Origin of the sequence: Amycolatopsis sp. NPDC059021 (assembly GCF_042739895.1) — a bacterium.
GTDB lineage: Bacteria > Actinomycetota > Actinomycetes > Mycobacteriales > Pseudonocardiaceae > Amycolatopsis.
In genome coordinates, this window is the sequence record NZ_JBHYIQ010000010.1 from 44,175 (window position 1) to 66,406 (window position 22,232).

Annotated in this window: 15 protein-coding genes; 9 read left to right on the top strand and 6 right to left on the bottom strand. The window is 69.9% G+C overall.

Translation table 11 applies throughout. From position 1 onward, the window contains the following. Window positions 1-113: 113 nt before the first annotated feature. On the bottom strand, window positions 114-1,325 hold the full coding sequence (locus ACFWX1_RS08050) for a cytochrome P450 (RefSeq protein ID WP_378385063.1): 1,212 nt from the start codon (window positions 1,323-1,325) through the stop codon (window positions 114-116). Window positions 1,326-1,457: 132 nt separating this feature from the next. Between ACFWX1_RS08050 and ACFWX1_RS08055 the strand changes: the two genes are divergently transcribed. From ACFWX1_RS08055 to ACFWX1_RS08070, 4 genes are all read left to right on the top strand, one after another. Further along, window positions 1,458-4,616, top strand: coding sequence for a BTAD domain-containing putative transcriptional regulator (locus ACFWX1_RS08055; protein WP_378385065.1), 3,159 nt, complete (start codon window positions 1,458-1,460; stop codon window positions 4,614-4,616). 78 nt (window positions 4,617-4,694) lie between these two features. Beyond that, a complete protein-coding gene (locus ACFWX1_RS08060) occupies window positions 4,695-5,648 on the top strand; it encodes an ATP-binding cassette domain-containing protein (protein ID WP_378385067.1) in 954 nt (317 codons plus the stop codon). After that, window positions 5,645-6,391 (top strand): ABC transporter permease, encoded by a 747-nt coding sequence (locus ACFWX1_RS08065; RefSeq protein WP_378385069.1) that lies wholly within the window; start codon window positions 5,645-5,647, stop codon window positions 6,389-6,391. Before ACFWX1_RS08060 ends, ACFWX1_RS08065 begins: the two co-directional genes overlap by 4 nt. A 106-nt stretch (window positions 6,392-6,497) precedes the next feature. Next, window positions 6,498-7,445, top strand: coding sequence for an alcohol dehydrogenase catalytic domain-containing protein (locus tag ACFWX1_RS08070; protein ID WP_378385071.1), 948 nt, complete (start codon window positions 6,498-6,500; stop codon window positions 7,443-7,445). Window positions 7,446-7,685: 240 nt separating this feature from the next. Here the strand turns inward: ACFWX1_RS08070 and ACFWX1_RS08075 are convergent, their stop codons facing one another. From ACFWX1_RS08075 to ACFWX1_RS08090, 4 genes are all read right to left on the bottom strand, one after another. Beyond that, the gene (locus ACFWX1_RS08075) at window positions 7,686-8,414 is read right to left on the bottom strand and encodes a hypothetical protein (protein WP_378385072.1); all 729 of its coding nucleotides are present in this window, start codon (window positions 8,412-8,414) and stop codon (window positions 7,686-7,688) included. Between the two features lie 260 nt (window positions 8,415-8,674). Then, window positions 8,675-9,403 (bottom strand): TetR/AcrR family transcriptional regulator, encoded by a 729-nt coding sequence (locus ACFWX1_RS08080; protein ID WP_378385074.1) that lies wholly within the window; start codon window positions 9,401-9,403, stop codon window positions 8,675-8,677. Between the two features lie 140 nt (window positions 9,404-9,543). Beyond that, window positions 9,544-10,296 (bottom strand): class I SAM-dependent methyltransferase, encoded by a 753-nt coding sequence (locus tag ACFWX1_RS08085; RefSeq protein ID WP_378385076.1) that lies wholly within the window; start codon window positions 10,294-10,296, stop codon window positions 9,544-9,546. Between the two features lie 43 nt (window positions 10,297-10,339). Beyond that, window positions 10,340-11,026 carry a DUF4232 domain-containing protein gene (locus ACFWX1_RS08090; RefSeq protein WP_378385078.1) on the bottom strand — a complete coding sequence of 229 codons (687 nt, stop codon included), beginning with the start codon at window positions 11,024-11,026 and terminating at the stop codon, window positions 10,340-10,342. A gap of 634 nt (window positions 11,027-11,660) precedes the next feature. On the opposite strand from ACFWX1_RS08090, the gene ACFWX1_RS08095 reads away from it, so the two are divergent. The 5 genes from ACFWX1_RS08095 (at window position 11,661) to ACFWX1_RS08115 (ending at window position 20,413) form a co-directional block, all read left to right on the top strand. Next, on the top strand, window positions 11,661-12,551 hold the full coding sequence (locus ACFWX1_RS08095; RefSeq protein WP_378385080.1) for an NAD(P)H-binding protein: 891 nt from the start codon (window positions 11,661-11,663) through the stop codon (window positions 12,549-12,551). A gap of 49 nt (window positions 12,552-12,600) precedes the next feature. Continuing rightward, on the top strand, window positions 12,601-13,815 hold the full coding sequence (locus ACFWX1_RS08100) for a cytochrome P450 (protein WP_378385082.1): 1,215 nt from the start codon (window positions 12,601-12,603) through the stop codon (window positions 13,813-13,815). Window positions 13,816-13,855: 40 nt separating this feature from the next. Continuing rightward, window positions 13,856-15,697, top strand: a complete 1,842-nt coding sequence (locus tag ACFWX1_RS08105; RefSeq protein WP_378385084.1) for a multicopper oxidase family protein — start codon at window positions 13,856-13,858, stop codon at window positions 15,695-15,697. Window positions 15,698-15,904: 207 nt separating this feature from the next. Then, window positions 15,905-16,720, top strand: a complete 816-nt coding sequence (locus tag ACFWX1_RS08110) for a BPL-N domain-containing protein (RefSeq protein WP_378385086.1) — start codon at window positions 15,905-15,907, stop codon at window positions 16,718-16,720. Between the two features lie 324 nt (window positions 16,721-17,044). Beyond that, the gene (locus ACFWX1_RS08115; RefSeq protein ID WP_378385088.1) at window positions 17,045-20,413 is read left to right on the top strand and encodes a fibronectin type III domain-containing protein; all 3,369 of its coding nucleotides are present in this window, start codon (window positions 17,045-17,047) and stop codon (window positions 20,411-20,413) included. A 63-nt stretch (window positions 20,414-20,476) separates the two neighbouring features. Here the strand turns inward: ACFWX1_RS08115 and ACFWX1_RS08120 are convergent, their stop codons facing one another. Then, a complete protein-coding gene (locus tag ACFWX1_RS08120) occupies window positions 20,477-22,066 on the bottom strand; it encodes an acyl-CoA carboxylase subunit beta (RefSeq protein ID WP_378385090.1) in 1,590 nt (529 codons plus the stop codon). Window positions 22,067-22,232: the final 166 nt, after the last annotated feature.

Genomic DNA, 22,232 nt, shown 5'->3' on the forward strand with positions numbered 1-22,232 from the left:
GGTCTCGCCCCCGCCCCCCCACTCGGCCCGCCCCCCCCCGGCCTCCGCGCGTCGGGGCGCCCGCCCCGCCCCCCCCCCGGGCACACGGAGGGGGGGGCCCCCGGCCGGGGACGTCACCAGGTGACGGGGAGCGCGTGGACGCCGTAGATGTTCATGTCGGTCTTGAGTTTCACCTCCCCGGCGGGGATGGCGAGCTTCAGGGCCGGGAAGCGACGGAGCAGTCCGTCGAAACCGGCGCGCATTTCGATGCGGGCCAGTTGCTGGCCGAGGCACTGGTGGACGCCGTGGCCGAAGGACAGGTGGCCGCGGGCCTTGCGGTGGAGATCGAGGGTGTCCGGGTTGTCGAAACGCCGGGGATCGCGGTTGGCGGCGAGCAAGGAGACGACGACGGTCGATCCCGCGGGGATGGTTTCCCCGCCGAGTTCGATGTCTTCGGTGGCGTAGCGGTAGAAGATGTCGCCAATGGACAGATAACGCAGGAGTTCCTCGACGGCATTGGGCATCAGTTCCGGGTCGGCGCGCAGTTCGGCCTGCTGTTCGGGGTGTTCCAGGAGCGCGAAGGTGCCCAGTGCCAGCATGTTCGCGGTGGTCTCGTGGCCCGCGAGCAGTAGCAGGAAGGCCATGCCGACAAGTTCCTCGACGCTGAGGTCCTCATCCCGGGCCAGATCGGACAGGATGTCGTCGACCGGGTCGGCGCGCTTGCTCGTGACCAGCTCGGCGAGGTAGGTGTTCAACGCGACGAGCGCAGTCATCTTTTCTTCGAGCGTCTGGTCCTTGACCAGGAACTGGGCGGAGTTGGCCTGGAAGGTCTCCCGGTCGGCGTAGGGGACGCCGAGCAGCTCGCAGATCACCAGCGACGGCACCGGCAGCGCGAACTCCTTGACCAGGTCGATCGGCGGGGTCAGGCTCGCGACGTGGTCCAGCTGCTGCTCGGCGATGTCGACGATCTGTTCTTCGAGCTGCTTCATGCGCCGCACGGTGAAGGCGCCGGTCAGCTTGCGCCGCAGCCGCGTGTGGTCCGGCGGGTCCATGGCGATGAACACGCCCGGCATCGTCGGCGACGGTTCGGTGGCCACGGGCATGCCGGGAGTCTCGTACGGCACGTGGACGACGCCGAGGTCCTGACGCGAGCTGAACCGGGTGTCGGCCATCAGCTGGCGGACCTCGTCGTAGCCGGTGACCAGCCAGCCCTCGTGACCGTCGGGGAAGATCAGGGGACTGACCGGACGCGTCTCGCGCAGCCGGGTGATCTCACGGGGCGGGTCGAACGGGCCCGCGTCGCGCTCCATCGGGAGGCCGTGCGGGATGTCGGCTGTCTGGCTCATCGAAGTTCCTTTCGTGGCGTGTTGTGAGCACAGTCGCCGGGGGAGCTGACACACGCCTGACACGCCCCTGACACCGGCCGAGCCGGGCCAGCGCCCAGAGGCCCGGACATCGGCCATGGCAAAATCGGCCGGGTGCAGATCGGGATACTGGGGCCATTCGAGGTGCGTACGGACGACGGCGGTGTGGCCGACGTGCCGGGCGCCCGGCTGCGCGGGCTGCTGGCCGCCCTCGCGCTCGACCCGGGCCGGGTGGTCCCGAAGGCGACGCTCGTCGACTGGATCTGGGGTGAAGCGCCGCCCGCCGACGCGGCGAACGCCTTGCAGCGCTTGGTTTCCCGGCTGCGGAAAGCGCTACCGGAAGGTGTGGTCGACGGCCAGCCGGACGGCTACCGGCTGCGGGTGGAGCCCGACGCCGTCGACGCGGTGCGGTTCGAACGGCTCATCGGCAAGGCCCGCAAGGACGAGGATCCCCGGCTGCTGCGCGAGGCCCTCGCCCTGTGGCGTGGCGCGGCCATGCAGGACGTCGGCCTGCAGGAGAGCGGGGCGTTCGACGCGGCGGTGACCCGGCTCGAAGGGCTGCGCCTGGCGGCCATGGAGGACCGGTTCGACGCGGAGATCGAGTCCGGCCGCGGTGCCGGGCTGGTCACGGAACTGACCGATCTGGTGGCCGCGCATCCGGTACGGGAACGGCTGGTCGCCGCGCTGATGCGGGCCCTCGTCGCGACGGGTCGCGACACCGACGCGCTGCGTGTGTACGAGCGCCTGAGGGAAACCCTGGCCGACGAGCTGGGCGTCGACCCGTCACCCGAACTGGCCGCACTGCACGTCGCGCTGCTTCGCGGCGAGCTGGTACGGCGGGAGACCCCGAAGACCAACCTGCGTGCCGAGCTGACCAGCTTCGTCGGCAAGGAAACCGACGTCGCCGCGGTCCGCGAACTCGTCGCCGGGCATCGGCTCGTCACCCTGATCGGGCCGGGTGGCTCGGGGAAGACCCGGCTGGCCACGGAAACCGCGCGCACGCTGCTGGGTGGCCTGCCGGACGGCGCCTGGCTGGTCGAACTCGCGCCGCTGGGCGCCGGAGGAGATGTCGCACAGGCGGTGCTGGCGGCGCTCCGGCTGCGGGACGCGCTGCTCGGCGACGCACCGGACGCGGAGCCGGTGGAGCGGGTCGTCGCCGCGGTCCGGGACCGGGAGATGGTGCTGGTACTGGACAACTGCGAGCACGTGATCGAGTCTGCGGCGACGGTCGCCCATCGGCTGCTCGGGGAATGCCGCAGGCTGCGGATCCTCGCGACGAGCCGGGAGCCCCTCGGCATCACCGGCGAGGCACTGTGGCAGGTCGCGCCCTTGGCGCTGCCGGCGGAGGACGCCGATCCCGCCGAGATCGAGGCCGCTCCGGCCGTGCGGTTGCTGCGGGATCGGGCCGGTGCGGTGCGCAAGGATCTCGCCACCGATGCGACCGACGTCCGCACGCTGGCGCGCGTCTGCCGGGCGCTGGACGGGATGCCGCTGGCGATCGAACTCGCCGCGGCCAGGTTGCGCACCATGACCCTCGATCAGGTCGCCCACCGGCTCGACGACCGGTTCCGGCTGCTGACCGGGGGCAGCCGGACAGCGCTGCCGCGGCACCGGACGCTGCGTGCGGTGATCGACTGGAGCTGGGAGCTGCTCACCGACGCCGAACGTGTGGTCCTGCGCAGGCTTTCGGTGTTCTCCGGCGGCGCGGGCCTGGAAGCGGCCGAGCAGGTCTGCGCCGAGGAGAGTACGGGGGGTGGGCCCGAAGGGCAGGGGGGCGGGAAGAACACCGATGTACTTGAACTGCTGACCACGCTGACCGAGAAATCGCTGGTGGTCGTCGAGGGCGAGGAGGCGCCGCGCTACCGGATGCTCGGCACGATCAAGGAGTACGCCGAGCAGCGTCTGGCGGAGGCGGGGGAAGCGGAGGCGACTCGCCGTGCGCATCTCGCGTACTTCACCGAACTCGCCGAAACCGCGGAGCCCCGGCTTCGGCGCGCCGAGCAACTCGAATGGCTCGCCGTGCTCGAGGCCGAGCACGACAACATCGCCGCCGCGATGCGGGGTGCGCTCGCCGCCGGTGAGACGGACGGCGCGATGCGGCTGGCCGCGGCCGCCGGCTGGTACTGGTGGCTCGGCGGGCACAAGGCCGAGGGCAACGAGCTGATCATGGCGGCCGTCGCGCTGCCCGGCGAGGTGGCCGACGAGATCCGGGCCGTGGTGTACGCCCTCGTCTCCATGTTCGTCGTCTCCGGGCGGAGCGACCAGCACGAGGCGGCCGAGTGGATCCACAAGGTTTACGAAATCACCAAGCGGATTCCGGGCGGATATCACCCGGCGCTGGGAGTCGTGCCCGCGCTGGAACGCATGGTGCGGGCGCCGGACGCCTTCCTGTCGGCGTGGGAAGCCGTGCTGGACGACGAGGACCCGTGGGTTCGTGCCCTCGCCCGGCTGCATCTCGGCAAGACGCGGATCACCCTCGGCCACGAAGGGCAGGAGGCGGAGGCGTGCCTCGAAACGGCGCTGGCCGAGTTCCGTGCGCTCGGTGATCGGTGGGGGATTTCGTTCGCCCTGACCGAGCTGGCGCCCCGGGTCGCGATGCGGGGCGATTTCGCCGGTGCGTGCGAGTACTACGAACACGCGATCACGGTCATCACCGAGGTCGGCGCGATCGAGGACGTCGTGCCGCTGCGTTCGCGGCAGGCGCAGTTGTACTGGCTGCTGGGGGATCTGGAAGCGAGCGCGGCCGCCATGGCGGAGGCACAGCGGTACGCGGAACGGGTCGCCTGGCCGGAGGCACTGGTCGAGCTGGCACTGGCGAAGGCCGAGCTCGCGCGTTGTGGCGGCGACGCCGAGCAGGCGAGGCGGCAGCTCGACGTCGCGACGGACCTGCTGGGCGACAACGCCGAGCGCGCGCAGGTCCGCGCGGTGACCCAGGACCTGCTCGGTTACCTCGCCGAGGATCTCGGCAAGGCCCGGGACCATCGGGACGCGGCCTTCCAGGCCGCCTTGGCGGGAGGGCACGCGCCCCTGATCGCGGGTGTCCTCGTCGGGATCGCGGACCTGGCGTCGCGTCGTGAAGAGTACGAGCAGGCCGTGCGGCTGCTCGCGGCGAGCACGGCTGTGCGTGGACTGCCGGATCGTTCCCAGCCGGACGTCGCCCGGATCGAACGGGTCGCGCGGGAGCACCTCGGAGACACGCGGTTCGCCGAGGCTGCGCAGGAGGGTGCGAAAGCGGACTGGCGCGAGCTGGCCGAGGCGGCGCTCGCTCACTGACCAGGCAAAACACCGTGTCAGTGCCCGTGTCAGGGCGAGAACAGGGCGGTGTCAGGGCGGCTGGGCAAAGTCGCTGCCATGACAAGTTCAGCGATTACGACTTCGGGGCTCAAGAAGGCCTACAAGGACAAAGTCGTGCTCGGCGGCATTGATCTGGATGTGCGGACGGGGACGATCTTTTCGCTGCTCGGCCCGAACGGGGCCGGCAAGACCACGACCGTGAACGTGCTGACCACGTTGCTCAAAATGGACAGTGGGACGGCGCGTGTCGCCGGGTACGACGTCGCGACCGAGACCAAGAAGGTCCGCTCGGCCATCGGCGTCACCGGCCAGTTCGCCTCCGTGGACGAGCTGCTGACCGGCCGCGAGAACCTGCGGCTGATGGCGGACCTGCACCGCCTCAAGGGAAACGAGGGGCAAGGCGTCGTCGAGCACCTGCTGCGGCGGTTCGATCTGGCCGGGTCGGCGGACAAGCGTGCGTCGACGTACTCCGGGGGGATGCGCCGCAAACTCGACCTGGCGATGACCCTGGTCGGCAGGCCCCGGATCATCTTCCTGGACGAGCCGACCACCGGTCTGGACCCGCGCAGCCGCCGGACGATGTGGACGATCGTCCGCGAGCTGGCGGCCGACGGCATCACGATCTTCCTCACCACGCAGTACCTCGAGGAGGCCGACCAGCTGGCCGACCGGATCGCCGTGCTCGACCAGGGCAAGCTGGTCGCCGAGGGCACTCCGGGGCAGCTCAAGCGCCGGATCCCCGGCGGCCACGTGCACCTGCGGTTCGCCGGCGCCACGCAGCTGGACGCCGCGGCCAGGGTGCTGGCGGGCGCCACTCCCGACGCGGAGAGCCTCATCCTGCGGGTGCCCAGCGACGGTAGCAACAAGTCGCTGCGCGCCTTGCTGGACCGGCTCGACGAGTACGCCATCGAGGTCGAGGAGTTCACCGTGCGGATGCCGGACCTCGACGACGTTTTCCTTTCCCTCACCGGTCATTCGAGCACCGAGTCCCAGACGGAGGCCCTTCGATGAGCAGCGCTTCGGCGATCATGCTTCGCCGCAACTTCAAGCACACCCTGCGCAATCCGGTCGCGATGTTCAACGCGATCTTCATGCCGATCATCATGATGCTGATGTTCGTGTACGTCTTCGGCGACGCGTTCAACGTCGGTGGCGGCGACTACATCGATTACGCCACGCCGGGCATGCTGATGATGGCCATCGCCTACGGCCTGTCGGCCACCGCGGTCGCGGTCAACTCCGACATGACCACCGGCATCATCAACCGCTTCAAGGTCATGGACGTCTCCCGCGGCGCCGTCCTGACCGGGCACGTGGTGTCCACCATGGTGCGTACCACGTTCGCGCTGGCCGCCATCCTCGGCGTGGCCTTCCTGTTCGGCTTCAGCCCGGCCGCTTCCTTCGCGCAGTGGCTGGCCGCCGTCGGCGTGCTCCTGCTCGTGGTCCTCGCCGTCAGCTGGCTCACCGTCGCCTCCGGGCTGGCCGCGAAAACGCAGGAGTCCGCGGGGTTCGCCACCGTGCCGCTGATCATGCTGCCGTTCTTCAGCAGCGCGATCGTCCCCGCCGACAAGATGGGCCCCGGCGTCCGGGAATTCGCGAAGTACCAGCCCTTCACCTCGATCATCGAATCCCTGCGCGGCTTCTTCACCGGCGCGCCGAACCTCGGCCAGACCCTGGCCGCGATCGCCTGGTCGCTCGGCATCGCCGTCGCCGGCTACCTGTGGGCTCGCTCGAAGTTCGGCAAGCGCGCCTGAGCCGTACTGTGGTGTGGTGAGGAAAGGCTTGCCCGCCAACCGGTTCTCGTCATCCGGGGGCGGGCAAGGGTACGCCGCCCGAGGCGGCCGAAGGGAGTGGACGCGCATGCGTGCGGTAAGGATCACGGACGGCCGGTTCGCACTCGGCGAGGTGGCCGAGCCGGTCGCCTCGGGGGAGCAGGTGGTCGTCCGGATCCACGCGGCCGGGCTGAACGCGGCGGATCTGCAGCAGGCGCGGGGAACCTACCCGGCCCCGGCGGGGTGGCCCGCGGACATCCCCGGGCTGGAGATCGCCGGGGTGATCGAGGAGACCGGCCCGGAGGTGTCCGGCTGGGGGCCGGGGGACCGGGTCATGGCGGTGGTGGGCGGCGGCGGGCACGCCGAGCGGCTCGCGGTTCCCGCCGGCCTGCTGCTGCCCGTCCCGGACACCCTCGACGACGTCCACGCCGCCGGGTTTCCCGAGGCGTTCAGCACCGCCTGGGACGGGCTCGTCGACCAGGCCGGGGTGCGGCCCGGCGACCGGGTACTGGTCACCGGCGCGGCGGGCGGGGTCGGGACCGCGATGGTGCAGGTCGCCGCGCTCGCCGGGGCCGAAGTCGTCGCGAGTGTGCGTCGCGCGGATCTGCACGACGGCGTTCGCGAGCTGGTGCCGGGGGCGGCGGTCGTGACTCCGGACCAGGAAGAGGAAAACGGCCCGTACGACATCGTCGTCGAACTGGTCGGTGGCCCGGACTGTATGCGGCGCGTGGAGTGGCTCAAGCCGTACGGCCGGATCCTGGTCATCGGCGTCGGCGCGGGGGAGGAAGTGTCGTTGCGGTTGTTCGACCTCATGCGGCGGCGCGGCCGGGTGCTCGGCTCGACCATCCGGGCCAGGAGCACGAACGAGAAGACCACGCTCGCGAACCGGGTGCGTGAAGGGCTTTTCGGTGCCCTCACGGCGAAACAGCTCACGATCCCGATCGACGGCGTCTACCCGTTGGAGCGGGCGCTCGACGCCTACGACCGGTTGGGTTCGCCGGGCAAGCTCGGCAAGGTCGTCCTGCGGATGGTGTGACATCCCTTGCCGGACGGCTGGTTCGGGGGCCGGCGCGGGCGGGGGGTCGGTTCCGCGGCCCGCCCGCACCGGCGTGGTCAGGGGTGCCGGGGACACGGTGCGGCTCGGTGCAGCCGCTCCGGTTCCCCGTCGTGGTTCCTATGTTGCGCCAAGGAGTTCTCGTCCACAAGGGGCCAGTCCACGCGGGACGCGACTGTCCACAGTGTCCGGTCCGCGACGGCGGGCCCGAGCGCCCGCCGGCTACGCGATGACGCCCTGCACCGCGTCCGGGCAGAAGGTCATCCCGACTTCGAGCGCGGTGGTCACCAGAAAGTTCGCCTTGGCGTTGCGGATCTTCGCGGCGATCTTGGCGCTCAGCCCGGTATGGAGCGCGTCGCAGACCTTGCCCGAGATGGCGTTCAGGACCGCGGATCGCTGGGGATTCGGCGGGAGGCGTGGTACGGACGCCGCGTTGATCATCCGCTGGTTGGTCGTCGTGTAGTGCACGAAGACCTGGTTCGTCCAGTCCAGCGCCTGCGGAAAGGCGCCGGGGCAGGTCTGCGCCAGCACCCCGAGCAACTGGTTGAGCGCGGGCAGGGTGGCCAGGCCGGCGCCGGGGATGCGGCCGAGCAGGAAGTTGGTGGAGCCTGCGACGTCCACCCGGCACCAGGCGGTGGTGAACGTCTGCAGATCGCTCGCGGTGACGGGCCAGCGCGGGTTCACCGCCCGGAGCTGGGCGACCAGGGCGGCCGGTGCGGGAGCCCATTGCCGCAGTTGCGCGAGCATCATGTCGTACTGCGGGGGCGGGATGACCGCGATATCGGCGTCCCTGCCCTGCTGGGCGTCGGCGATCAGGGCGGACACCCAGGCGTCCTGTGCGGTGTACACCGGTGGGCGTGGTGGTGCGGGCGGGGCGGGATCGGGCCGCGGGTAGCATCCGGCGGCGAGCAGCACGGCCAGCACCACGCCCACGATGACGTTCTTGCGCATCGATCACCAGCTCCTCGGGAGACCGGATGGCCTCGCTGAGCGGAAATATCCGACAGCCGCGGTCGAGGTGCCTGCGGCACGCCGCGCGGTCCGCCCCTACGTCGACGGTCCGCAGTGGCCTGTTACTCGCCTCCATCGAATCGTGATCCGGCGGTCGGGCGGCGGTTTCGGCCGGGAGGATTCGTTGTGTAGCAATGACAACTGAAGTCACTGGGCTCGGATCATCCACTTCGGACGGTCCGCCGGGGCGCGAGGGCGAGCTAGCCGCCGGTGAGATTGTCGATGATCAGGGCGAGCGTGAAGTCGAATCGGTCGTGCCCGGTACCGGAGGTCAGTTCGGCCGCGTGGCGTCGCGTGTGGGGGAAGCTGTCGGCGGGCAGGGCGGTGAATCGCTCGACGAGCTCTTCGCGGCTGAGGACCCAGTCGCCGTCGTGGTTTTGCTGCCGCTGCCGGACAAGTGAGCGTTCCAAAGCGTAGGCGCTGACGTAGAGCGTGAGCGCGTCGAGGGCCCATGCGGCGCGCTGTGGTTCGATGCCGCCGGCGAGCAGGATCGCCAGGATTCCTTCGCTGACCCGCAGTGTTTCGAGGTGCGTGGGGACCATGGCCAGCGCGGCGCGGGGGATGCCGGGGTACTTCAGGTACAGGTCGCGCAGCTGGGCGTAGACGTCGAGAAGCTGCTGCCGCCACGAGCCGGGATCGGGTTCGGGGAGTGCGATCTCGGAGCAGAGCCGGGCGATGAGCAGTTCGTCGAGATCCTCCTTGTTGACGATGTGCGCGTACAGCGAGGACGGCCCGGTGTCGAGCACGGCGGCGACCCGGCGGATCGTCAGCGCGTCGTAACCCTCGGTGGCGATGACCCGCAGCGCGGCATCGGTGATCCGCTCGGCCGTGATGGGCGCCTTGCGCGAAGCCGGCGGCGGGGAGTCCGCGGGGAGCTGGGCGTGGCGGGCCGCACGGCGGGCACGGCGCTGTCCGGGGTCGGCGGGCATGGTGTCACTCTAACCCGGGACGAACTTAGTTCGCCATTGCGGGCTCATGCCCCTCGCGCAGGTCACAGGTTGCGCCGAACCGGGCACGCCCTGCGCTCGTCAGGACGTGTCCGGTTCGGCGTCGCGTTTCCGGGGCGGGGTCAATCCTTGCGCAGCAACAGAAAGACGCTGGGGCCGAAGAAGGTCCTGGCGAGCATCTGCTGGCTGGCGACCTCGGCCGCCAGGTGAACCCGGTGCGACAGCACCTTTTTCAGGGCGGTGCTGCGCAGGTTGGACACCGAGAGCACGCGCTCGGTCCGCAGGCCTGCCCTGGTCAGTTGCTCGATGACCGTGCGCGGATTGTGGTTGACGAAGGCGATCTCGTCGTCGTGCCGGTTCTCCGGTGACCGGATGTCCACCGGCAGGTGTGGGATCCGCCTGCCCTTCAGCAGATACCGCACCCGGTTGCGGGCGTGCGCCAGGTTGGCCACTTCGATCACCGCGGTGCCGCCGGGCCGCAGCACCCTGGCGATCTCGGCGAACTCGGTGCCGGGCTCGGGAAGGTGGTGCATCACGCGGATCATCGTGAGCAGGTCCAGGGAATCGTCTTCGAACGCCAGCGCGTCGGCCTGCATCAGGCGGTGCTCGATACGAGGATGACCGGCCAGGAAGGTCGCGGCGATGTCGAGCTGCCTGCTGCTGGGCTCGGCCAGCGTCACGCGGTCGGCGAACTCCTGCAACAGCACGCACAGCCTGCCGTAACCGCCACCGACGTCGGCGGCGTGCTCGAAGCGCCTGCCGTTCAGCAGCCTGCGGATCGCGGCCTGTTCGGCCGCGTTCTCGTAGTCGCGGCCGTCCCAGTAACGCAGATAGTCGTGCGCCGGAGCGTCGTAGAAATCGGCTCGCTTGCTCACGTCTTCCCCCTTGGTTTTCGGGTGTTTTCCGGTAGTGGGTCTGTTATTTGGCGCCGCTGGGCTGGGCGGGGCCGATGTAGGTGCCGGGGTGGGTGGCGCCGTCCTGCTTGGCGAGGCCCACGCCGTCGACCCAGGCCAGGGTCTGGGTGTTGGTGCTGTTGGGCGGGGTCACGGTCATGGTGGTGGGGTGCCAGCCGGAATCGGCGCCGGAACCGGAACCGGTGCCGGTGATGGGCGCCGCGGTGGCGTAGGTGAGGTCGGCGGTGGCGTGCTCACCGTGGCCGAGCAGCACCGGGGTGACGGGCGCGCCGGTGCGGGCCAGATCCCAGCCGGTGCCGTCGTCGCCGGTGAGGCGGACGCCGGGGAAGCCCCGCACGATGCAGGGCGCGCTGCCCTGATTGGTCAGCAGGAGCTGGAACCGCATCTGTGTGGTGCTGCCGGGCACCAGGTCCGGCGACTTGTCCGTCACCTTCAGGTTCGTGCAGTTCGGGTGACCACCGGCGTTGGCGGAGCCGCTGCCGTCGGCGGCCGGGGTGCCCTTCGCCTCCGCGCCATGGCTGGTCCCGGCGTTCGGGGCCGTGCCGACGCCGACGCCGTTGCCGACGGTGCCCTGCGGAGCCGGAGCGGGATTGCCCTGCTGCCCGGACGAGCACGCCCCCAGTGCGCCCACCGCCGCCACCGCGGCGACGGTCATCGCGCCGCGCTGGATCGCCTTCGTGGTGATGCCCATTTCAGTCCCCTTGAATTGTGCTCGTGCATTTGCGCTGTGGTGCGAACTCGCCGGCAAAGATGTCCGAGGAGGCCATGAGGTGCGGTTGCTGTGGTCTGGATCACCTCGGGGTGGCCTCGTGTCGATAATCGGTTCGTGGGTGATTTTTCGGGGGTGACGACTCTCCTGCGCTGCGACTGCCCTTTCGGGTAGGACGGCCGAGTGTGGAAAGGCAGTCCGGCTGTCGGCGTCACGAGATCCTCGACGCGTCCGGTGCGGCGATACGGAGGTGCCCTTTCGGGCAATCGGCCCTGTCGAAAAGCGGAAAGACATACGGGCACGGCGCGGAAACGGGGCGCGCATCCGATCGCCGGAACCCGGTAAGGGAAGCGCTTGCCGGGGAGCCGCGCGGTGGTTCTACCAGAGTGAGGGATGCCGGGTCGGCGCCGTCCGTCATAGCCTCCGGAAGGACTGTACGGGTCGCTGGCGATCGGGGAGGGTTTCGGCTTGCGTCACAAGGGAAATCCGATGTCCCACCCGATCCGGCCGAAGGGCTGAGCCGCGCCGATGTCCGCGTCGAACGGGCCGCCGGGGCGGCCCCCTCACACCACCGCGCAGCGGGTCCGAGAACGCCGAGCTGGACAGGGGGAGAATCATGACGGTTCTGGTGACCGGTGCGACCGGCAACGTCGGCCGTAACGTCGTGGATCTGCTGGTACGCGCCGGAGTGGACGTGCGGGCGACCTCCCGCGACCCGGCGTCGCTCGACCTGCCGGCGGAGGTCGATGTCCGCCGGGTGGATCTCACCGACCCGAAGACGTTCGAGCAAGCCTTGCAAGGGGTGGAGAAGGTCTTCCTGTACACCCAGCCCGCCGGCATCGACGGCGTGGTCGAGGCCGCGAAGGCCGCCGGTGTCGAGCACGCCGTGCTCCTGTCCTCCCTGGCCGTCGGGGACGGCCGCGATCCGGACCACTGGATCGCCCGGTGGCATCGGTCGGTGGAGGACACGATCGCGCGATCCGGCCTGGCGTGGACGTTCGTGCGGCCAGGCGCGTTCGCCGCGAACTCCCTGCAGTGGGCACAGTCCATTAAGGACGGAGAGCCGGTACGGATCCTCTACGCGCACTCGTATCTGTCCTCCATCCACGAACGGGACATCGCCGAAGTCAGCGCCTTGCCCTTGCTGGAGGACGGCCACGCCGGCGCGGCGTATCACATCACCGGCGGCGACAGCATCACCCAGGCCGAACAGATCGCCCTCATCGGTCAGGCGATCGGCCGCGAGATCGCGTTCGAGGACCTCACGGGTGACGCCGCGCGCGCCGAGTTCCGCGGCCGGATCGGGAATCGTGTCGAGGAACTGGTCGACGAGGGGACGATCGGCCGGACGGACACGGCGGGGATCATCGAGACCAGGATCCGCTACTACGAGGAGGCGCTCGAAGGGCCCGCCGAGATCGACGGCACCGTCGAAAAGCTGCTCGGCAAGCCGGCGCGGACCTTCGCCGAGTGGGCGGTGGACCACAAGGCGGACTTCACGAACTAGGGCATCGGTCACCCACACGTCACCGTATTGGTTGTTCGGAGGTTCCCGCATGACTGAAACCGTTGTGTTCCCGCAGGACCGCACCTGCCCCTACCAGCCGGCGCCTGCCTACCTGCCGCTGGCGGCGGAGCGGCCACTCGCCCAGGTCGCCCTCTACGACGGCAGGCGTGTCTGGGCGATCACCAGCCGCGACATGGCCCGCCGGCTCCTGACCGACCCCCGCATCTCCAGCGACCGCACCAACCCGGCGTGGCCCATGATGTTCCCGGTCATCGCCGCCACCGTCAGCGACGTCCAGCAGAAGGTCATGAAGATCGTCACCGCCCTGGTGGGCGTGGACGGCGCGGTGCACAGCGCCCGGCGCAAGATGCTGATCCCCAGCTTCACGCTCAGGCGGATCAACGCCCAGCGGCCGATGATCCAGGAGATCGTCGACCGGCAGCTGGAGCGCATGCTCGGGAACGGTGCTCCCGCGGATCTGATCCCCGCCTTCGCGGCACCGGTGCCGGTGACGATCCTGTACCGCCTGATGGGCATCCCGGACGAGGACCACGATTTCTTCGAGAAGGTGTCGCACCAGCTCGCGGCAGGCCCGAACGCCAACGAGGCCTACGACGAACTCATGGCTTACATGGACAAGCTGATCGCGCGGAAGCGGCGGAACCCCGGCGACGGGGTCCTCGACGACCTCCTCGCGGGGCGAGGCGGCGCGGCCGATGTGGGCGAGGTGCGTGGCGAAGAGCTGATCTCGACGCTGGTCCTGCAGGTGGCGGGCGGCCACGGCACCACAGGGACCATGATCTCGCTCAGCATGTTCGTCCTGCTCCAGAACCCCGAGCGGCTCGCCGAGCTGCGCGCCGACCCCTCGCTGCTGCCCACCGCCGTGGACGAGCTGCTGCGGCTCCTGTCCATTCCCGACGGTGTGTCGCGATTGGCCACGGACGACATCGAGGTCGAGGGCACCACCATCCGCAAGGGCGACGGCGTGTTCTTCATAACCTCGCTCATCAACCGCGACGAGAACGTCTACGAGACGCCGGACTCCCTCGCCTGGCACCGCGCCTCGGCCAGGGACCACGTCTCCTTCGGCTTCGGGGCCCACCAGTGCCTCGGGCAGAACCTCGCCCGCGTCACGATGGAAATCGCGCTCGGCACCCTGATCCGGCGGCTCCCCGGCCTGCGTCTCGCTGCTCCGGCCGGGGAAATCCCGTTCAATCCCACCGCGGGATTCCAGGTCCTGACCGAACTGCCGGTCACCTGGTAGCCGCCGGCGCGAGGAGTCCGGTGCGGAGTCGGGGACAGGCGTGAGCGGGCTGGGTTCGGGTGCCACGGGGGCGACGGGCCCGGCACCGAACTTCGGCCTCACCAAGTTCCTCGACCCGCTACGGATTCCGCCGACGATCCGGGTCTCTTCGCGGCGGCACCGGGACGAGCTCACGATCACGACGACCACCGCGCGGCGGCGGCTGCACTCCCAGCTGCCCGAGACCACGCTCTGGACTTATGAGGGACGGTTTCCCGGTCCGACCATCGAAGTACGCGCCGGCAGGCGGCTGCGGGTCGCGTGGGCCAACGAGCTCCGGGGCACGGTCCCGCTCGTGGCGGTGCGGGCGCCCTACGCGCAGCCGACGCCGGCGAATCTGCCCGGCTACCGCAACCCGGACGGCGGCCTGCCCGCCGGGGTGGAGCTGATCGACGGTGTCGCCGAGCTGCCACCGTGGACCGTCGTGCACCTGCACGGCGCGCTGACGAACGGCGGCAACGACGGCTGGGCGCACAACGGCCTGTCGCCGGGGGAGACGCAGCTCGCCGAGTACCCGAACCGCCAGGCGGCCACCGCCCTCTGGTACCACGACCACGCGATGGCCGTGACGCGGTTCACCGTCCACTCCGGACTCGCGGGTTTGTACCTGATCCGCGACGACGAGGAGGACCGCCTGCGGCTGCCCGGCGGCGACCACGAGATCCCGCTGATCATCACCGACCGCAACCTCGACACCGACCCGGCGACCGGCGCGCTGACCGGCAGGCTGCTCTACAAGTTCCAGTACCTGCCCGCGTCCGGCACCACGGCTCCGGTCACCGGCCCGTTCACGCTCGTCAACGGCGTCATCTGGCCGCATCTCGACGTCGGCGCGCGCTGGTACCGCTTTCGGGTGCTCAACGCGGCGAACGGCCGGTTCTTCCGCCTCGATCTGGTCGACGAGGCGGGCGTCGTGCGCAACGACGCCGTCCGCATCGCGGGCACGGACGTCGGCCTGCTGCCCGCCCCGGCGGCGGTCCCGGCAGGCGGGCTGACCCTCACCCCTGCCGAGCGTGCCGACCTGCTGATCGACTTCGGCGGATTCCGGGGGCAGCGCCTGCGCCTGGTCAACACCGGCGCCTCGGTCGAGCCAGACATCATGGAGTTCCGGGTCGAGAGCCGCGGCCGCGGCGACCGCTTCGAGCCACCGGCCCGGCTGTCCACATCGTACGTCCGGTTAGGACACGAGGTGGCCGTGCCGGAAGACCACGACGAGGTCTTCGTGGCCACGACCCCGCCCGGTGCGGCGGGCAGGCCGCATCCGGAAATGTGGGAGCTGGCGGAGATCACCGAACCGGGCGAGCTGCCTGCGCGCTTCCCGGCGGAGGGGATCATCCAGCTCACCGATCCGGCCTCCGGGCGGGTGCGCACGTTCCGGACGGTCGCGCGCCTGTTCGACGACACGACGTCGATCTTCGTCGAGCGCGGTCGATGGGTTGTGTGGAACCTGATCCAGCTCGGCGGGGCCCCGCACCCGATGCACATCCACCTGGCGCGGTTCCAGCTGCTGACCCGGTGGAAGTTCGGCGACCTGAGGGCCTTCGACGTCGCGGCGGGCGGCACGACCCGGCCGCTGCCCGCACCGGGCGCCGGGCCGCCGATCGAGAAGCACGAGGAAGGCTGGAAGGACACCTTCGCGCTGTGGGCGGGTGAGTGGATCAGGGTCGCCGGCCGGTTCGAGGGCGCCACCGGCGAGTTCATGTACCACTGCCACATCCTCGACCACGAGGACGAGGGCATGATGCGCCCCTTCGTCGTGCACCCGCCCGAGATCGCCCGGTTCCACCGGCACTCGCGCGGCTCGGGTGCGGCGGTTCCCGGCATGCTTCCGGGGAGCTCGTAGCCGCCGGCTGACCCTCGGGAAGTTCGAGCAGACCGTTCTGGCCGAAAGGGCCTGTATCCGGTCCGGAGAGGACGGACGCCGCGGCTCCGTGTAGTGATGGAACCAACGCAGCGCGGTTGCCGGGGTGCGCCGGACTTCGCCGGAGGGCGTCCGCCGAACCTTGGCTCCGCCGGTGCGGTCCGGACCGGGAAGAAGAGGAAAGAAGCCATGCGCGGCAGGGAACCGGGTACCGACGACCGTCCGTCCGTTGTGGACCGGCGACGGCTGTTGTTCGGCATCCTTCCGGCCGCCGCCCTGCTGGCCGCCGGCTGCGCGCGGTCGGAAGCCGAGGAGAGGAGCGTCGAGCCGCCTCTCGCGCTGGTCTACAGCGGACCGCAGGGCTGCCCCGACTGCGCGCCGACGATCGCCGCGCTGCTGCGCCGGGCACCGAAGCCGTTCCGGGTCGAGTACGTGGGCCCCGGCACCGGGACTCCGCTGACCGCCACCGCACTGGCCGGAGCGGACCTGTACGTCCAGCCCGGTGGTGGCGCCGACCTCGACGGAACCTGGCGGCACCTGCGCGATTCCGCCGGGGTGATCCGCGACTGGGTCCGCGACGGCGGCAGCTACCTGGGCCTGTGCTTCGGCGCCTATCTGGCCGGGCGTGAGCCGGGCTTCGATCTGCTGCCCGGTGACACCCGCGGGTACACCAGCACTCCTGGTGCCTCGGTCCCCGACGGCCGAGACACTGTGGTCGAGGTCGGCTGGCGGGGCAAGCCGCGGCACATGTACTTCCAGGACGGGCCGGCGTTCGTCCTGGACAAGGGCGCCGACGCCACCGTCCTGGCGACCTACCCCAACGGAACGGCCGCCGTCGTCGTCGCGCCGTACGGCAAGGGCCGGGTCGGGGTCAGCGGCCCCCATCCGGAGGCCGACGCCTCGTGGTACGCGGAGAAGGGGCTGAGCAATCCCGACGGCGTCCACTTCGACCTGGCCTACGAACTGATCGAGGCCACCGCCGGTCAACGCCGCGCCCCGGCGTGACCGCTGAAGGTCGTTGTCTTTCGCGCTGATTCACCTCGGCTCCGGTACTGTTGGTCAGTAACCATCTTTCGGTTCGTGGCACGAGGTTTTCAGGGCTCGCTCCCGGCTGACAGGTTCGCGATCGGCGCATCGGCCAGGGGTGACAAATTTGCCGGTTCGCCGCGTCGGCACTGCGATTTTCCTTGCACCGCAAGCTCTTCGAGTGTGTTAATTCCCTGTGGCATACCGGTAACGCACACGCGCCCCGCTGAGGTGAACCGGCGAAAGGGTAGCAATTCCTGTGTGGTTTTCCCCAGGTGCGTGCGATCTGTTGGAGAGTGACCTGTGAAGCACAGAAGACGTAGTCGAAGACTGGCCACTGGGGGCATCGCCGTACTGAGCACGGCGGCCATGGTGGTCGCCGGGCTCGCGATCGGTTCGGGCACCAGTAGCGCGGCCCAGGGGGAGCTCACGCAGAACTACTCCTGTCCGTTCCCGTTGATCGGCAACCAGAACGTCTCGGTGGCCGTCAAGACCACCCAGCCTTCGACGATCGAGGCGGGGAAGCTGACTCCCGCCATCGAGATCACCGCGGTGTCCAACGCGGGCAAAACCGCGACGGAAGGACTCCGGCTCGTCGGCGCCGAGTCCATCAAGGGCACCGCGAAGGCGACTTCGACCGTGACGATGCCCGGCACACAGGGCGCCATGACGGTGAAGGTCGACGCGAACGTGCCCAACCAGCCGATCCCGCCGAAGGGCAACGATCTCGTCGTCAACGCCACCGGCACCGCGCCGGCGCTCCGGTTCGACCAGCCGGGCACCGCGACGCTCGCGGTGAACGGCCTCCAGCTGGAGATGACCCCGCTCAAGGCCGACGGCACCCCGACCAACCTGGGCACCTTCACCGCGGACTGCACCCCGGCGCCGGGACAGGACACCATCCTGCAGACCTACACGGTGACCGGGCCCGCCGTCACGCCCGAAACCGTTGTGGGCACCGGCAATCACCCGCCGCTGCACCAGGTCTACAGCTGCCCGTTCCCGTTGATCGGCAACCAGGACGTCTCGATCGACATCGACGCGAAGCTGCCGGACACGATCCCGGTGGGCCAGTTCACGCCCAGGATCGACATCACGGCCGTGTCCAACGCGGGCAAGACCGCGACCGAGGGCCTGCGGCTGGTCGGCGCCGAATCCATCAAGGGGTCGGCACTGGCCACGTCGTTGGTCTCCAGCCCGCAGGGCCATCTCGCGGTCGGCGTGCCGACGGCGATCCCGCAGCAGCCCATTCCGGCCACGGGCAACGACCTCGTCGTCAACGCGAGCGGTTCCGCGCCGGCGTTGCGGTTCGACCAGCCGGGGACCGCGACGCTCTCGGTGCACGACCTGGTGCTGACCATGACTCCGTTGACCGCCTCCGGCGGGGAGACCGGCCTCGGCACGTTCGTCGCGGACTGCACGCCCGCGAACGGGCAGAACAGCGTCCTGCAGACCTTCACGATCACCCCCGCGGCCGACACCACCCCGCCCTCGGCCCCGGGTGCCGTGACCGTCGGTGACGTCACCCAGAACAGCGTCGCGTTGTCCTGGGGCGTGGCCACCGACAACGTCGGCGTGACCGGATACGACGTCTACCAGGGCGCCACGCTCGTCAAGTCCGTGACCGGAACCTCGGCCACGATCGACGGTCTCACGGCGGACACGGACTACAGCTTCACCGTCAAGGCCAAGGACGCGGCGGGCAATGTCTCGCCCGCCACCGCGGCGGTGACGGCCCACACGACGAAAGCCCCGGACACGCAGGCCCCGACGACGCCCGCGAACGTGCGCTCGACCGAGACCACGCAAACCAGCGTCACGCTGGCGTGGGACGCGTCGAGCGACAACGTCGGTGTCTCCGGGTACGACGTTTACCAGGGCGCCAACGTGGTCAAGTCGGTCACGGGGACAACGGCGACTGTCGATGGACTGACGGCGGATACGGAGTATTCGTTCACGGTGGTGGCGAAGGATGCCGCGGGGAACAAGTCGGCGGCCAGTGCGGCTGTGACGGCGCGGACTCAGGCGGCGCCGGACACGCAGGCGCCCAGCGTCCCCGGCAACCTGCGTTCGACCGGGACCTCGGCGACGAGTGCCGGACTGGCGTGGGACGCGTCGAATGACAATGTCGGTGTTACCGGGTACGACGTCTTTCAGGGCACCACCTTGGTGAAATCGGTGACGGGCACATCGGCCACTGTGGACGGTTTGACCGCCGACACGGAGTATTCGTTCACCGTGGTGGCGAAGGACGCCGCCGGGAACAAATCGGCGCCCAGTGCGGCGGTGACCGTGCGCACGGCGACCGCTCCGGACACCGAAGCGCCCACCGTCCCCGCCGGTCTCGCCACGACGGACGTTACCCAGTCCAGCGTCACGCTGTCCTGGAACGCGTCCACCGACAATGTGGGTGTCGCCGGGTACGACGTCTTTAACGGCGCCACTTTGGTGAAGTCGGTGTCGGGGACTTCGGCCACTGTGGACGGTTTGATGGCGGATACGGAGTATTCGTTCACCGTGGTGGCGAAGGATGCCGCAGGGAACAAGTCGGCCGCCAGTGCCGCTGTGACGGCGCGGACTCAGGCCGCACCCGACACGCAGGCACCCAGCGTCCCAGGCAATCTGCACTCCACCGGAACCACGCAGACCAGCGTGAGCCTCGCGTGGAACGCGTCCACCGACAACGTGGGCGTCGCTGGATACGACGTCTTTAACGGCGCCACTTTGGTGAAGTCGGTGTCGGGGACTTCGGCCACTGTGGACGGTTTGACGGCGGATACGGAGTATTCGTTCACCGTGGTCGCGAAGGATGCCGCGGGGAACAAGTCGGCGGCCAGTGCCGCTGTGACGGCGCGGACTCAGGCCGCGCCCGACACGCAGGCGCCCAGCACTCCGGGCAACCTGCGCTCCACCGACACGACCGAAACCGCTGTCGTGCTGGCCTGGGACGCCGCGACCGACAACGTCGGTGTCACCGGGTACGACGTCTACAACGGCACCACGCTGGCCAAGTCGGTCACCGGGACCACCGCGACCGTCGAAGGCCTGACCGCCGACACCGAGTACACCTTCACCGTGGTCGCCAAGGACGCCGCGGGCAACAAGTCCGCGGCCAGCGCCGCGGTCACGGCGAAGACCAAGCCGAAGACGACTCCGCCGGTCGTGAAGTACGGCTACGACCTGACCGGCAAGTCGCAGCTCAAGAAGCTCACCGGCCCGATCGACCTGCGCGGCGGCATCAACGCCGCGATCGCCCTGGCGAACGGGACCTTCGACGCGGACCTCACGCTGAACCCGGCGAGCGCGCACTTCACGCTCTGGGGCTTCGTTCCGGTCAACGCGAAGATCGAGTTCGTGCCGGCCGGCAAGACCACCGGCACGCTCAAGGGCGGGGTGCTCAAGTCGACCTCGTCGGTGACGGTCAAACTGCCGCGCATCACGGTCTTCGGCTTCCCGGTCTCGGCGAGCCCGGCCTGCCAGACGAAGACGCCCGCCCAGATCCCGCTCGAGTCGAAGCCCGGCTTCGACCCGCTGAAGGGCGGCAAGCTCACCGGGACCTACACCCTGCCGCCGCTGCAGGGCTGCGGTTCCCTGAACGACCTCGTCTCCGGGGTCGCCTCCGGGCCGGGCAACACCGTGGAAGTGAACCTCACCCCGCGTCCGGCAAGCTGACCCGCCGGACGCCAGTGACCGGCCCCGCCGCATCCCGTGGCGGGGCCGGTTCCCCGGTCCGCGCTAGAGCGGGATGTTCCCGTGTTTCCTGGCGGGCAACGTCTTCCGCTTGTTCCGCAGCGCGCGGAAGGCTTGCGCCACCTGGAGGCGGGTTTCGGCCGGAGTGATCACGGCGTCGACGTATCCACGCTCCGCCGCGGAATACACGCTGGCGTGGTGTTCGCGGTACTGCTCGGCCAGACGGCGTTCCGCTTGCTCGCGCCCGGCTTCGTCCAGCCCGGCGAGCTCGCGCCGGTGCAGGATCCGGATCGCGCCTTCGGCGCCCATGACGGCGATTTCCGCGGTGGGCCAGGCGAGATTGACGTCGGCGCCGAGGTGTTTGGAGCCCATCACGGCGTATCCGCCGCCGTAGGCCTTCCTGGTCACGACGGTGACCTGCGGGACAGTGGCTTCCGCGTAGGCATAGGCGAGTTTCGCGCCCCGGCGGATGATCCCGGCGCGTTCCTGCGCGACGCCGGGCAGGTAGCCCGGCACGTCGGCGAGGGTGAGCAGCGGGATGCCGAAGGCGTCGCAGAACCGCACGAACCTCGCCGCCTTCTCGGAGGCGTCGATGTCGATCACGCCGGCCTGGTGCCGGGGCTGGTTGGCGACGATACCGACCGAACGGCCCTGGATCCGGCCGAACGCGCAGATCATGTTGGGCGCGAAAGCACCGTGGATTTCGGTGAACTCGCCGTCGTCGACGATCCGGGCGATCAGCTCGGTCATGTCGTAGGCCTGCTGCGGCGAGTCGGGGATCAGGGTGTCGAGCGCGAGGTCGTCATCGGTCGGCTCGGGGCTGCTCGGATCTTCGAATTCCGGTGCGGTGTCGAGGTTGTTCGAGGGCAGGTAGCCCAGCAGGGTCTGGACCCAGTCGATCGCGTCGGCCTCGTCCACCGCGCTGTGGTGGGCGTTGCCGGACACCGCGGTGTTGACCGAGGGCCCGCCGAGGTCCCGCGGAGTCACTCGTTCCCCGGTCGTCGCCTGCACCACCTGCGGCCCGGTCACGAACATGTGCGAGGTCTCCTCGACCATCACGGTGAAGTCGGTGATCGCCGGCGTGTACACGGCGCCGCCCGCGCACGGGCCCATGATCATCGAGATCTGGGGGATGACGCCCGAGGCGTGGGCGTTGCGGCGGGCCAGTTCGGCGTAGTAGGCCAGGGAGACGACGCCCTCCTGGATGCGCGCGCCGCCGGAGTCGTTGATGCCGACGATCGGGCAGCCGATCGCCATCGCCAGGTCCATCACCTTGAGGACCTTGGCCCCGAACACCTCGCCCATACTGCCGCCGAACACGCTGAAATCCTGGGAGAACAGGCAGATCTGACGGCCGTCGACGCGCGCGTGCCCGGTGATGACGCCGTCGCCGTAGGGCCGGTCGGCGTCCAGCCCGAACTCCGCGCAGCGGTGCCGGGCGAGCTGGTCGAGCTCCACAAAGGACCCGGGGTCCACGAGCAGGTCGATGCGTTCGCGTGCGGTGAGCTTGCCTTTGGTGTGCTGCCGGTCGGCGGCGTGCTTCTCGGCGATCGCCACCGCTTCGCGCCGCCGCGCGGCCAGGTCGGCGATCCGGTCCGCGGTGCCGGGTCTGATCGGCGGGTCGTCTGCGCGCATTGCCGGTCCTCCTTCCCGGCCGTGTTCACGCCGACGGCGCGGCCGGGACTCGTCGGCTTTTCCCCAAGATCGCGATTGTCGGCGTCCGGCCGGGGGAAAGTCAAGGATCGTGTCGCTGTTCCGGCGACATTTTCCGTGCCCGCCGACAAATCCGGTCCGGATGCGA

What these genes read in the sequence shown, in the direction of transcription:
- ACFWX1_RS08080 (WP_378385074.1), bottom strand. Translation starts at nt 9,403, where the DNA reads ATGCCCGCCGACCCCGGACAGCGCCGTGCCCGCCGTGCGGCCCGCCAC.
- ACFWX1_RS08065 (WP_378385069.1), top strand. Translation starts at nt 5,645, where the DNA reads ATGAGCAGCGCTTCGGCGATCATGCTTCGCCGCAACTTCAAGCACACC.
- ACFWX1_RS08075 (WP_378385072.1), bottom strand. Translation starts at nt 8,414, where the DNA reads ATGCGCAAGAACGTCATCGTGGGCGTGGTGCTGGCCGTGCTGCTCGCC.
- ACFWX1_RS08120 (WP_378385090.1), bottom strand. Translation starts at nt 22,066, where the DNA reads ATGCGCGCAGACGACCCGCCGATCAGACCCGGCACCGCGGACCGGATC.
- ACFWX1_RS08070 (WP_378385071.1), top strand. Translation starts at nt 6,498, where the DNA reads ATGCGTGCGGTAAGGATCACGGACGGCCGGTTCGCACTCGGCGAGGTG.
- ACFWX1_RS08060 (WP_378385067.1), top strand. Translation starts at nt 4,695, where the DNA reads ATGACAAGTTCAGCGATTACGACTTCGGGGCTCAAGAAGGCCTACAAG.
- ACFWX1_RS08100 (WP_378385082.1), top strand. Translation starts at nt 12,601, where the DNA reads ATGACTGAAACCGTTGTGTTCCCGCAGGACCGCACCTGCCCCTACCAG.
- ACFWX1_RS08095 (WP_378385080.1), top strand. Translation starts at nt 11,661, where the DNA reads ATGACGGTTCTGGTGACCGGTGCGACCGGCAACGTCGGCCGTAACGTC.
- ACFWX1_RS08110 (WP_378385086.1), top strand. Translation starts at nt 15,905, where the DNA reads ATGCGCGGCAGGGAACCGGGTACCGACGACCGTCCGTCCGTTGTGGAC.
- ACFWX1_RS08050 (WP_378385063.1), bottom strand. Translation starts at nt 1,325, where the DNA reads ATGAGCCAGACAGCCGACATCCCGCACGGCCTCCCGATGGAGCGCGAC.
- ACFWX1_RS08090 (WP_378385078.1), bottom strand. Translation starts at nt 11,026, where the DNA reads ATGGGCATCACCACGAAGGCGATCCAGCGCGGCGCGATGACCGTCGCC.